At 70.5% G+C, this 12,511-nt stretch carries 8 protein-coding genes; 6 read left to right on the top strand and 2 right to left on the bottom strand.

Annotated elements, in window-relative coordinates; all coding sequences use genetic code 11:
* Window positions 1-157: 157 nt before the first annotated feature.
* Window positions 158-2,728 (bottom strand): helix-turn-helix transcriptional regulator, encoded by a 2,571-nt coding sequence (locus ACN6M5_RS12015; RefSeq protein ID WP_434950106.1) that lies wholly within the window; start codon window positions 2,726-2,728, stop codon window positions 158-160.
* Window positions 2,729-2,922: 194 nt separating this feature from the next.
* Here ACN6M5_RS12015 and tdh point away from each other — a divergent pair, with 194 nt between their 5' ends.
* Both tdh and ACN6M5_RS12005 read left to right on the top strand, forming a co-directional pair.
* Entirely contained in the window at window positions 2,923-3,966 is a 1,044-nt protein-coding gene (gene tdh / locus ACN6M5_RS12010; RefSeq protein WP_434950104.1) for an L-threonine 3-dehydrogenase, read from the top strand.
* Complete coding sequence (locus ACN6M5_RS12005) at window positions 3,966-5,150, top strand: glycine C-acetyltransferase (RefSeq protein WP_434950102.1); 1,185 nt, start codon at window positions 3,966-3,968, stop codon at window positions 5,148-5,150. Before tdh ends, ACN6M5_RS12005 begins: the two co-directional genes overlap by 1 nt.
* On the opposite strand, the gene ACN6M5_RS12000 is transcribed toward ACN6M5_RS12005, so the two are convergent.
* Window positions 5,147-6,196: a LacI family DNA-binding transcriptional regulator gene (locus ACN6M5_RS12000; protein ID WP_434950100.1), complete on the bottom strand. Its 1,050-nt coding sequence runs from the start codon at window positions 6,194-6,196 to the stop codon at window positions 5,147-5,149. The genes ACN6M5_RS12005 and ACN6M5_RS12000 overlap by 4 nt on opposite strands.
* Window positions 6,197-6,338: 142 nt before the next feature.
* Here ACN6M5_RS12000 and ACN6M5_RS11995 point away from each other — a divergent pair, with 142 nt between their 5' ends.
* From ACN6M5_RS11995 to ACN6M5_RS11980, 4 genes are all read left to right on the top strand, one after another.
* Window positions 6,339-7,736: an MFS transporter gene (locus tag ACN6M5_RS11995; protein ID WP_434950098.1), complete on the top strand. Its 1,398-nt coding sequence runs from the start codon at window positions 6,339-6,341 to the stop codon at window positions 7,734-7,736.
* Window positions 7,737-7,771: 35 nt separating this feature from the next.
* Window positions 7,772-10,267, top strand: coding sequence for a beta-glucosidase family protein (locus tag ACN6M5_RS11990; RefSeq protein ID WP_434950096.1), 2,496 nt, complete (start codon window positions 7,772-7,774; stop codon window positions 10,265-10,267).
* A 38-nt stretch (window positions 10,268-10,305) separates the two neighbouring features.
* On the top strand, window positions 10,306-11,277 hold the full coding sequence (gene corA, locus ACN6M5_RS11985; RefSeq protein WP_434950094.1) for a magnesium/cobalt transporter CorA: 972 nt from the start codon (window positions 10,306-10,308) through the stop codon (window positions 11,275-11,277).
* A gap of 90 nt (window positions 11,278-11,367) precedes the next feature.
* Window positions 11,368-12,489: a class I SAM-dependent methyltransferase gene (locus ACN6M5_RS11980; RefSeq protein ID WP_434950092.1), complete on the top strand. Its 1,122-nt coding sequence runs from the start codon at window positions 11,368-11,370 to the stop codon at window positions 12,487-12,489.
* The last annotated feature ends 22 nt before the right edge of the window (window positions 12,490-12,511 follow it).

The raw sequence follows: 12,511 nt of genomic DNA, 5'->3' as shown, positions 1-12,511 counted from the left end.
TTGTCCCCCCGGATTCCGCGGGTTCCGGTCGTTCGCCGCCCGTAGAGTGAAGACATCGACACGGCCGGAGCCACACGGAGAGCGAGGGCCGGATCGATCACCGGGGGCGCGGCCTGTCGAAATCAGAGTCGGGTTCTGGCATTCGACGGACGCGCCCTCACCCCTTCCCCAGCAGGCCGAGTTCGCTCGCCCGGAGGAGGGCGTCCGCCCTCGTGCTCACGCCGAGTTTTCTGTACGCCGACCGGAGCTGGTTCTTCACCGTGCTCGGTGAGACGTGCAACTGTGCGGCAGCGTCGCTGACCCGTGGATGCGCGGCCACCGCACCGAGCACCGCCTGCTCTCTCGGCGTCAACACCACGAGCGCATCCAGAGGGTGGAACAGGTCCGGCCAGCCGGCCGTGCGCTCCAGGTAGCCGTCGACGAACGCCGCGTTCGCGCCGGAGACGAGCTCCCGGATGAGTTCCACATCCACGCGGGACAGCAGCAGGAACGACAGGAAAGACTCGTCGGCCGCGAGGGCCGAGCACGCCTCCGACGCGGTCCGCACGGCGAGCTCGGTGCGTTCGAGCGTGGCGGCGGCGACCGCGCAGAGCAGCTTGGTGGTGACGCGGGCGAACCGGTTGTCGTCGGGGGAGTGCAGCTCGGCGATCGCGCCGGCGATCACCAGCACCTCGTCGTGCGCGCCGCGCAGATGCGCCTGCATCGCCCCGAGCAGCCGCGGAGACACCCCGTACTCCCGCGACAGCGTCGACTTCGGCAGCGGCTGGCCGTTGCTGACCCGGATGATCGCGCCGAGCGTCCTGATGAACTGCTCGGCGAACGCGGAGGTGGTCTGGTGCGCCCCCGGCTGCAGAGCGGCTTCGACGTGGGCGAGCGCCTCCCCTCGTCGTCCGGTCACCGCGAGGATCGCCGCCTGGATTCCGCAGAGGAACGCCCAGTGCTCGGTGCCGGAGGTGTAGAACGCGATGGAGTCGAGGTGGCTCTGGGCGCGCTCGAAGTCGAGTTCGGCGCAGGCGACGACGGCCTGCGCGATCTGCTCCGGCACGCCGAAGATGTTGACCCGCCAGTGCTCCGGCGCATCGGCGGCGTCGATCAGCGCGAGCACAGCGCGCGCGTCCGCGATCCTGCCCTGCAGAGCGCGGAGCGACGCGAGAAGCGCGGCGCAGTGATACCAGCCGGCGTTGTCGTCGTCGACTCGGAACTGCATCCCGAGGGTGAGCGCCTGCGCGGCCTCACTGAACGCGGCGTCGTAGAACAGGCTCCAGCCCGCGTCGGAGAGGAACAGCGAGACCGAGTTCTCCACCTCGGCGAGCTCCTGTTCGGAGAGCCGGCCGATGAGGGCGACGACCCTGCGCGCCGTGGCCGCCGAGTCCGAGAACGAGAACGTGAACCGCTCGGACACGGTCTGGGTCGCGAGCACCCAGACCAGCTCCGCCCGGTCGTCCGGCTCGCTCCTGGTCGACTTCGCGATGGCCATGCCCCTGCGGAAGTGCGGAAGTGCCCGGATGCGCTCGCCGACCACCGTGAGCATGAGCGCCGTGAACACGGAGAGCGTCGGGTGCCTGCTCAGCTCGGCGGCGGGGACGTCCCTGATCACGCGGAGCATCGCCTCGGGCGACTTCTGCGCGATCGGGAACCAGAACCGCCTGCCCAGCCGCGACGCGAGATCGAAGTCGTGGCTGCCGAGCGCGTTCTCGACGGCCTCCGTCGGCATCCGGTGTTCGGCCGCCCAGAGCGCGACCGTGCGCCGGATGCGCCTGACCTCCTCGACCGGACGCTCGGCCAGCCTGCTCAGCAGCGCCTGGCGGAACAGCGGGGTGTAGCTGAACCACTCCGCGCCCCGCCGGCGCTCCCACCGGCCGAGCCCCGCCTCCTCTGCCCTGTCGAAGAACGTTCGTGCGTCCGTGCCCCAGCCGAGCCGTTCGGCGATGTCCAGGTTGGCCGTGCTCGGCACGGCGGTCTCGAGGAGGAACCGCCGTTGTGCGGCGGGCGAGTCCGCGAACGCGAAAGTGTCGATCGTCGCGTCAGCCACCAGTCCCCTGGCATGCCGCCCGTCGGTCGGGCTCAGGTGGCCGAGGCGCATGGCCATGCCCAGGATGCGCGCAGAGGTCGGGGTGGTGGCCGCGGCGGCCACGGAATCGGCGACCGGATGCGTCGTCATGCCTCCGAGGATCTCCGCGCTCTCCGCCGGAGTGAGCGCCAGCTCCGACGCGTCGAGGAAGCTCGCCTCCCCGCTCAGGAAGATGGGCAGCTGCGACGGGCGGATCGGGCGCCGGGTGGAGACCACGACGCGCAGCAGCGGCGCGGCGTCGAGCAGGGTGGGCATCCGGTCGATGAGCGCGTCGGAGTCGATGCGTTCCGCGCGGTCGACGATCAGGATGCACGGGGAGGTGAGGTTGCCGAACACGCGCGCCATCGCGGCGGCGAGGTCGCGCATGCTCCAGAAACCGCGGGCGTCGCGGCGCAGGCGCTCCGGGTCGCGCACGGCTCCCGCGGCGGCGAGGCCGTGGATCGCCTGCTCCCAAACCAGGTGCTCGGACGGGTGCGAGTCGTCGACGCTGGTGGACAGCACGAGGCGCCCGTGGTCGAGCAGGCGCTGCGTCCACTGGGCGAGCAGCGTCGACTTCCCGGCTCCCGCCGGCGCCGTGAGCACCGTCAGCCGGCCACCGCGGTCGAGCTGGGCGAGCAGCCGCTCGCGGTGCGCTGTCGGTGTTCCCGTCCCTGGCACGGTGTCTCCTTCGGTTGCCGATAGTGAAACCTAACATCCCCCATGTCACGCATCCACTCGGGCCCGGACACAATCGCCGAACGGGGCGCGGCAGCGTCTAGGCTGTCAGCGGCGATACGTCCCGCCTCACGAGGGCGGCGCATCCCGAACAGCTTCAGCACCCCCACGAGGGGCCGTCCACAAGGAAGGTGGCGATGAAGGCTCTCTTCAAGAGCGAGGCCGGACCCGGTCTCGAACTGGTCGACGTACCGGAGCCCGTGATCGGGCAGGAGGACGTCAAGATCCGCGTGCTGCGGACGGGCATCTGCGGAACCGATCTGCACATCCAGCGCTGGGACGACTGGGCGGCCTCCGCCGTCGCCGCCCCGCTGATCCCTGGGCACGAGTTCTTCGGCGAGGTGGTCGAGGTCGGGCCGCTCGTGCACGACGTCGCCGTGGGCGATCAGGTGTCCGGCGAAGGGCACATCGTCTGCGGAACCTGCCGCAACTGCCGGGCCGGCCGCCGCCAGATGTGCATCCGCACCCAGGGCCTCGGCGTGCAGCGCAACGGTGCGTTCGCCGAATACCTCACCCTCCCCGCCACCAATGTGTGGGTGCACCACAGCACCATCGAGCCGGAGGTCGGCGCGCTGTTCGACCCGCTCGGCAACGCGGTGCACACGGCGCTCGCGTTCCCCGTGGTCGGCGAGGACGTGCTGGTCACCGGATGCGGCCCCATCGGCCTGATGGCCATCGCCGTCGCGAGGCACGTCGGAGCGCGGTTCATCGTCGGGACGGACATCAGCGCATCCCGGCTCGCCCTCGCCGAGGGCATGGGCGCCGACTACACGGTCGACGTCTCGCAGGCCCCCATCCGCTCGGCGCAACAGGCGCTCGGGATGCGCGAAGGCTTCGACGTCGGGTTCGAGATGAGCGGGGCGCCCAGCGCGCTGCCGCAGATGATCGAGAACATGAACCACGGCGGCCGGATCGCGATGCTCGGCCTCCCCGCCGCGCCGATCGCGATCGACTGGGGCAACGTGGTCACCCACATGCTCACCCTCAAGGGCATCTACGGCCGCGAGATGTTCGAGACCTGGAACGCGATGGGCGCGATGCTGCAGACGTCGGCGACGCTGCGCGACGCCATCGCATCCATCGTCTCCGACCGGTTCGCCGCGCGCGACTGGGAGAAGGGGTTCGCCGCCGCGGCGTCGGCAGGCGGAGGCAAAGTGATCCTGGATTGGACGGAGCTCTGATGTACGGAACGTTTCGGGAGACGGTCGCGACGCAGCTGAGCGAGATCGAGGAGGCCGGGCTCACCAAGCACGAGCGCAGCATCCACGGTCCGCAGTCGTCGCAGATCGTGGCGGACGGCGCGGAGGTGCTCAACTTCTGCGCCAACAACTACCTGGGCCTCGCCGACCATCCTGCGCTGCGGGATGCGGCCAAACTCGCCCTCGACGACTGGGGTTACGGCCTCGCCAGCGTGCGCTTCATCTGCGGAACGCAGGAGCAGCACCTGGAGCTGGAGCGGCGGGTGTCGCAGTTCCTCGGCACCGAGGCGACCATCCTGTTCTCGTCGTGCTTCGACGCGAACGGCGGCGTGTTCGAGACCCTGTTCACCGCGGACGACGCGATCGTCTCCGACGAGCTCAACCACGCATCCATCATCGACGGCATCCGCCTCTCCAAGGCGCAGCGGTTCCGCTACAAGAACCGCGACCTGGCCGACCTGCGCGCCCAGCTCACCGCGGCACGGGATGCGGGCGCCCGCCACACGGTGATCGTCACAGACGGCGTGTTCTCGATGGACGGGTACATCGCCCCGCTGCGCGAGATCTGCGACCTGGCCGACGAATTCTGCGCCCTGGTGTTCGTGGACGACTCCCACGCCGTCGGGTTCGTCGGGGAGCACGGGAGGGGGACGCCGGAGTTCTGCGGCGTGGCGGACCGGGTGGACATCTACACCGGCACGTTCGGCAAGGCGCTGGGCGGCGCATCCGGCGGCTACGTGTCGTCGCACCGCGAGATCGTGGACCTGCTGCGCCAGCGCGCACGGCCCTACCTGTTCTCGAACACGCTCGCGCCGTCGATCGTCGCCGGCACCATCGCGGCACTCGACCTGCTGGAGCAGTCCGACCAGCTGCGGGCGCAGCTCGTCGCCAACGCTGCACTGTTCCGCTCGCTGATGACCGAGGCCGGCTTCGACCTGCTGCCGGGCGAGCACCCCATCGTGCCGGTCATGTTCGGGGATGCAGCACTCACCGCGCGCATTGCGGACGAGATGCAGCGCCATGGCGTGTACGTGACGGCGTTCTCGTTCCCGGTGGTGCCGCGCGGGAAGGCGCGCATCCGGGTGCAGCTGTCCGCGGCGCACACGGAGGACGAGATCCGGCGCTGTGTGGAGGCGTTCAGCGCTGCCAGGGAAGCGGTGGCCTAGCGCTCCCTGCCAGCCCCGCCACTGCTGGGGGCGGCAGTGGACTCGCGCGCGATGACGCGCACGGGCGGTGCGTCGACGCGTTCGACGCGCTCGCCCGCGCGCATTCTCGTGTACGCGTCGTGCAGGGTCGCCGCGAGGGCGTCCGCGTCGAAGGCGACCGTGCTGAGGCGCGGGATGAACTCGGCGGAGCCCGCGTGGTCGTCTGCGCCGATCACCGACACATCGTGCGGCACGTGGATGCCCGCGTCGGCCAGCGCGCGCACGGCCGCCATCGCGAGGCGGTCGTCGTATGCGGCGACGGCGGTGGGGCGCTCCGCGTCGAAGCGCCAGCCGCGCGCCCAGTCGCGGAGGGAGGCCGCCGACGTGCCGGCGTGGGAGACGGTGAGGGTGGCACCGGCGCGTGCTGCTGCGGCGCGCGCCCCGGCGAGACGGGCGGCGGCGGTCGCGGCGGCCGTGGGGTCTGTGGGGGCGATGAACACGATCCGGTCGTGCCCGAGCCGCGTGAGCTCGGAGACGGCTGCGTCGCCGAACGGCTCCTGCGGCACGACGAGGGTGGGGGCGTAGCCGACCGGCTCCTGGCCGTGCACGATCAGCGCGCGGACCCCGGCGAGGCGCAGCAGCTCTGTCGCCTCCGCGTCGCAGCGGGCCGCCTCGGCGAGCACGGCTTCCGGGCGCAGTCTCGCCCAGAGCTGGGCGGCCTCCGCACCGGTGAGGTCGGTCTCGATGTGGCTGAGCGCATCCACCCCGTCGTCGACGGTGCGGGCGAGGAGTGCGGCGAACGCGCGTTCCAGCGTTGCCCCGCTGTCGCGTCCGGATGCGGTGAACAGCAGCCCGGAGACCGCCTCCCCGCTGGCGAGCGACCGCGCCGCCGTGTTGGGCGTGTATCCGAGCAGCCTGGCGGCTTCGAGCACGCGGTGCCTGGTGTCGTCGGAGACCCGGGAGTTGGGCTTGTCGTTGAGCACGAAGGAGACCGTCGCGCGCGAGACTCCTGCCGCGAGGGCGACGTCTGCGCTCGTCGGGGCTTTGACGACGTGAGGGGTGAACATCCTGGTCTCAGTCTAGGCCGGACCGACCCCGGTGGTTACGCGAGTAAGCGAAAAACCGACCAATGACTTGTATTAAGCCGGACGGTGTCCTATGGTTACGCGTGTTAGCACGCAACGTCGCCTGCTCGAAAGGACAACCCCTGTGACAACGCCGTCGGAAGAAACCGGCACCACCCCCCAGCGTCCGGTTCAGCCCACCATCCCCTCCAACCTCTCCGGAGTGCCAGAAAGCTCGGCGCTCGCGTCGACGATCACCACCGCCGGCAGCCCGTTCAGCGCGGCCCCGACCTCCGCCGTCAGCGCGCAGCGCCCGGAGAAGGTGCGCATCCGGGGCCGGCTGCTCAAGCTGATGCTCTCGATGATGGTGGGCAACATCGCCATCTTCGCCATCTGGGGCGCGGTGCCGGGTGTGCTGCTCCCCCTGCAGGTGCAGGGCATCGTCGGCGAGCAGAACAGCGGACCGATCTTCGGGCTCGTGGCGACCATCGGCGCGTTCGCCGCGATGATCGCGCAGCCAGTAGCCGGCCTCGTCTCCGACCGCACGCGCAGCAGGTTCGGCCGCCGCGCCCCGTGGATGGTGCTCGGCGTGCTGCTCGGCGGCCTGTCCCTCCTCTTCATGGGCGCGGCCAACGGCATCGTGCAGCTCACCGTCGGCTGGGTGATGGTGCAGATCACCTTCAACTTCGCCCAGGGGCCGCTGAGCGCGATCCTGCCGGACCGTGTCCCGAGCGGAGCGCGCGGAACGTTCTCGTCGCTGTCCGGACTCGGCCTCATGCTCGGCTCGCTCGGCGGCTCCATCGCCGGCGCCCAGTTCGCGAAGTCGATCCCGGCCGGCTACCTCACCTTCGCCGGAATCGCGCTCATCGTCATCGTGCTGTTCGTGCTCTTCAACCCGGACAGCTCGAACAAGGGGGAGCCGAAGCCGCCGTTCAGCTTCGTCGCCTTCCTGCAGACCTTCTGGGTCAGCCCGCGCAAGCACCCGGACTTCTTCTGGGGCTTCACCGGCCGCCTGCTGCTCTACGCCGGCTACTTCATGGTCACCGGCTTCCAGCTGTTCATCCTGCAGAAGTACATCGGCCTCGGCGCCAACGCGGTCGGCATGGTGCCGGTCCTCAGTCTGATCAGCCTCGTCGGCATCATCATCACCACCCTCATCGGCGGCCCGATCTCCGACAGGATCGGCCGCAGGAAGATCGTCGTCATCATCGCGGGCTCCGTCATGGCCATCTCGCTGGTGTTCCCGCTGATCCTGCCGACCGTCACCGGGATGATGCTGTTCGCCTTCGTCTCCGGGCTCGGCTTCGGCGCATACCAGGCCGTCGACACCGCCCTGATGAGCGAGGTGCTCCCGTCGAAGGACGACTTCGCCAAAGACCTCGGCGTGCTCAACATCGCCGCCACCCTGCCGCAGACGCTCGCCCCCGGACTCGCCGGACTGCTCGTCTTCGCCTTCAGCTCGTACACGCCGCTGTTCCCCGTCGGCATCGTGCTCGCCCTCGTCGGAGCCTTCGCGGTCCTCCCGATCAAGTCCGTGCGCTGACCAGCGCATCCATCGAACCGAAAGACGCACCAACCATGACCGACCTCAGCACCGACATCGACACCGACTCCGTCCTCGCCGGCCTCGTCTCCTCCCTCACCCTCGAACAGAAGGTGCGCCTGCTCACCGGCGCCTCGTTCTGGACGCTGCACAGCGAACCGCAGATCGGGCTCGACACGATCGTCGTCTCCGACGGACCTGCCGGTGTGCGTGGTCAGCTCTGGGACGAGAGGGACAGCTCGGCCAACCTCCCGTCGCCGACCGCGCTCGCCGCATCCTGGGACGTCGACCGGGTGTACGCACTCGGCCAGCTGATCGCTGCGGAGGCGCGTCGCAAGGGCGTCGGTGTCGCACTCGGCCCGACGGTCAACATCCAGCGGTCGCCGCGCGGTGGCCGCCACTTCGAGGCGTACAGCGAGGACCCGTGGCTGTCCGGCGTCGTCGGCACGGCGTTCGTCAAGGGCGTGCAGTCCTGCGGCGTCGGCGCGACCCCGAAGCACTTCGTCGCCAACGACAGCGAGACCGACCGCATGACGGTCAACGTCAACGTGGATGAGCGCACGCTGCGCGAGGTCTACCTCGCGCCGTTCGAGCGCATGGTCACCGAGGGCGGAGCCTGGCTGGTGATGTCGTCGTACAACTCGGTCAACGGCGTGACGATGACCGAGAACCAGCTGCTGCGCTCCCCGCTCAAAGACGAGTGGGGCTTCGACGGCGTGGTCGTCTCCGACTGGATGGGTGTGCGCGACACGGTCGCGGCCGGTGTCTCGGCGCAGGACCTCGCGATGCCGGGTCCAGACGGCGTCTGGGGCGATGCGCTGGTCGAAGCCGTGCGCGCCGGTCAGGTGTCGGAGACCGACATCGACGAGAAGGTGCTGCGCATCCTGAGACTGGCCGGGCGTCTCGGCGCGCTCGACGGTGTCGAAGCGGCGACCCCGCTGGCCGAGCCGTGGCCGGCCGAGCGCATCGACGCGCTGCTCCGCGAGGCCGCGGCGGACGGCATGGTGCTGGTGAAGAACGAGGCGGCAGGCGCATCCCCTGTCCTGCCGCTCGGCGCGACCCCCGGCAGCATCGCGGTGATCGGTCAGCACGCCCGCATCGCCCGCAGCCAGGGCGGTGGATCGGCGACGGTGTTCCCCGATCACGTCGTCACCCCGCTCGACGGTCTGGAGGAGGCGTTCGGCGCAGAGCGCGTGTCGTTCGCGCCGGGGGTGCGGGCCTCCGAATCGCTGCTCCCCGTGGATGCGACGGTCGCCACCGATCCGGCGACCGGCGAATCCGGGGTGCACGTCCGCTTCCTCGGCGCGGACGGCGGCGTGGTGCTGGACGAGCACCGCGGGAGCGGCCGCCTCACCTGGCTCGGAGACCCCGTGCTCGCCGACACGGCGGTGGTCGAGGCGACCACCACGTTCACCGCGCCGGAGGACGGCGAGTACGCCGTCGGGTTCGCCGGTCTCGGGCTGTTCCGCTTCGAGGTCGACGGCGAGCTGAAGAGCGACGGCCTGTTCTTTCCCGACGGCACCGACCCGTTCATGGCGTTCCTCAACCCGCCCAAGCAGTCGTTCCCGATCACGCTCGCGGCCGGGCAGACGGTCGCGCTGCGGCTCGAACACCGCCCCCAGCAGCAGCTCGGCCTCGCGGCCGTGATGTTCACGCTCGGCTACGAGGAGCCCTTCGGCAGTGCGGACGACGAGCTGGAGCGCGCCGTGTCGCTCGCTGCGGCGTCCGACGTGGCCGTCGTGGTCGTCGGCACGACGGAGCAGCTCGAATCGGAGGGCTTCGACCGCGACGGCCTGCGCCTGCCGGACGGACAGGACGAGCTCGTGCGCCGCGTCGTCGCCGCGAACCCGCGCACCGTCGTCGTCGTCAACTCGGGCGGCCCGGTGATCCTCCCCTGGCTCGACGACGCCCCCGCCGTGCTCCTCACCTGGTTCCCCGGCCAGGAGATGGGCCACGCACTCGCCGACGTGCTGACAGGCGCCGTCGAACCGGGCGGACGAATCCCGACCACCTGGGCGGCGACGGAGGACGACGTGCCGGTCTGGCAGGTCGAGCCCGTCGACGGCCAGCTCTACTACGACGAGAAGCTCAACGTCGGCTACCGCGAGTGGATGCGCAGGCAGGCGGCGGGCGGCCCGGCCCCGGCCATCCCGTTCGGGCACGGCCTCGGCTACACGAGCTGGGACTTCGGGGAGCCGAGCGTCGAGGGCAATGGTGCCGGCGGTGCCGGCCTCGAAGTCAGCGTTCCCGTGACCAACGTCGGCGACCGTGCAGGCAAGCAGGTGGTGCAGGTGTACCTGAGCCGGGTGTCGGACTCCGACATCGAGCGGCCGGTGCTCTGGCTCGCAGGCTACGCGGTGGTGCGCGCGGAGGCGGGAGAGTCGGCGGTCGCGACCGTCGCCATCGAACCGCGCTCACTGCAGCACTGGTCGGTCGACGACCACGCCTGGCTGACCGAGAGCGGCACGTACGCGGTGCGCGTCGGCGCATCGGTCGCCGCGCTGTCCGAGGGGGTCGAGTTCACCGTGTGACCGGGTAGCGTGGGGGAGCCCTCCCGGAAGGAGACCCCATGATCGTCGACAACGCCGTCTACGTCGACGGTCGGCGCACCGCTGACCCGACATCCCTGGAGCAGACGTTCGAGACGGTGCGGGAACGCAACGGGTTCGCCTGGATCGGCCTGTACCGGCCGACCGAGAAGGAGCTGGCCGCCGTCGCGACCGAGTTCGAGCTGCCGGAGCTCGCCGTGGAAGACGCCCTGAGCGGGCACCAGCGCGCAAAGCTGGAGAAGTACGGCACCACGACGTTCGTGGCGCTGCGGCCCGCGCACTACATCGACGAGACCGAGAAGGTCGAGTTCGGTGAGGTGCACGTCTTCCTCGGCGAGCAGTTCGTCATCACCGTGCGGCACTTCGAATGGCCGGACCTCTCGGTCGTCCGGCACAGGATGGAGCACGACGCGCGGCTGCTCGCACCCGGTCCGATCGGGGTGCTGTACGGCATCCTGGACCAGATCGTCGACGACTACGCCCCCGTGATCGCCGGCCTCGAGAACGACATCGACGAGATCGAGGACCAGCTCTTCAACGGCGACCGCACGGTGTCGCGCCGCATCTACGAGCTCTCCTCCGAGGTGATGACGTTCCAGCGGGCGGTCAACCCGCTCGGCGGGGTGCTGCAGAGTCTCAGGGACGCGCTCGCCGCATCCGGTGCGGACGAGTCGTTGCGCGACCGGTTCCGGGATGTGCACGACCACGTCATCCGGATCGTGGAGCGGGCGGACGGGTTCCGGCAGATCCTGCAGAACGCGCTGCTGGTGCACACCACGCTCGTCGGCCAGGCGCAGAACGACGAGGTCAAGAAGATCTCGTCCTGGGCGGCCATCCTGTTCACCCCGACGCTGGTCGGCACGATCTACGGGATGAACTTCGACCACATGCCTGAGCTGCACTGGGCACTCGGCTACCCGTTCGCGCTCGCGCTGATGCTCGCGACCGGCATCGGGCTGTACTACGCGTTCAAGCGGAACAACTGGCTCTGACGCCGGATGCGCGGGCCGTCGGGCATCCCGCGAGGTCGGCGGGCATCCCGCGAGGCTGGGTGGCATCCCGGGGCTGCGAGAATTGATCCCGTGTTCGAGTATGCGCGGTTGCGGCGGTGGCCGGATGTGGAAGGCGAGAACCTGTTCGCCTCGGATGCGGCCGACCGCCTGATCGCCGACCTGGCACGGGATGCGGTCGCCGCGGCTGCGGACGGCGAGGTCGTCGTCATCGGCGACGCGTACGGTGCGCTCACCCTGGCGGCGGCCGCAGAGGGCACCACCGGTATCCGCGTGCACCAGGATCCGCTCACCGGAGAACAGGCGCTCGCCGCCAACGCCGCCGAGCTCGGCTACTCCGACGCATACCGCGGGCTCCCGCTCGACGCCGAACTCGTCCGCGACGCGCGGGTGGTCCTGCTGCGCCTGCCGCGGAGCCTGGATGCGCTGGACGAGATCGCGACGCTGGTGGCGGCGCACGCTCATCCGGATGCGGTCGTCTACGCGGGCGGAATGCTGAAACACATGAGCCTGGCGATGAACGACGTGCTCGGTACGGCCTTCGGCTCCGTTGCGGCGTCGCTCGCCCGGCAGAAGGCGCGCGTGCTCACCGCCGAGCATCCGCAGCCGGTCGCGGGCACGGACGACCGGTGGCCGCGGCGGTCGCACGACGACAAACTCGGGATCACGGTGTGCGCGCACGGCGCCGCGTTCGCGGGCACCTCGGTCGATATCGGCACCCGCTTCCTGCTCAGCGTGATCGACGCCGCCGCTCCGGATGCGCGCACCGCCATCGACCTCGGCTGCGGAACCGGCGTGCTCGCCACGACGCTCGCCCTGCGCAGGCCGGGCCTGCGCGTCATCGCGACCGACCAGTCCGCCGCGGCCGTCGCCTCGGCAACGGCCACCGCAGCGGCGAACGGCGTCGCCGACCGCGTCACCGTCGTGCGCGACGACGGTCTCGCCGGGCAGCCGGATGCGACCGCCGACCTGATCGTCCTCAACCCGCCCTTCCACATCGGCAGCGCCGTGCACACCGGGATCGCCCACCGGATGTTCGCCGATGCCGGACGCGTCCTCGCCCCCGGCGGCGAACTGTGGACCGTGTGGAACTCCCACCTCGGCTACCGCTCGGCGCTGGAACGCGCGGTGGGACCGACCAGGCAGGTGGCGCGCAACGCCAAGTTCACGGTCACGGCGTCCCGTCGCGAGTGAGCGTGGTGGGCGAGTGGCCGCG

This window comes from Leifsonia araucanica (assembly GCF_051161895.1).
GTDB lineage: Bacteria > Actinomycetota > Actinomycetes > Actinomycetales > Microbacteriaceae > Leifsonia.
This window is presented reverse-complemented; position numbering and strand designations above follow the sequence as displayed.

Coding starts and splice junctions, on each gene's coding strand:
- tdh (WP_434950104.1), top strand. CDS start 2,923: ATGAAGGCTCTCTTCAAGAGCGAGGCCGGACCCGGTCTCGAACTGGTC.
- ACN6M5_RS12005 (WP_434950102.1), top strand. CDS start 3,966: ATGTACGGAACGTTTCGGGAGACGGTCGCGACGCAGCTGAGCGAGATC.
- ACN6M5_RS12000 (WP_434950100.1), bottom strand. CDS start 6,196: ATGTTCACCCCTCACGTCGTCAAAGCCCCGACGAGCGCAGACGTCGCC.
- ACN6M5_RS11990 (WP_434950096.1), top strand. CDS start 7,772: ATGACCGACCTCAGCACCGACATCGACACCGACTCCGTCCTCGCCGGC.
- corA (WP_434950094.1), top strand. CDS start 10,306: ATGATCGTCGACAACGCCGTCTACGTCGACGGTCGGCGCACCGCTGAC.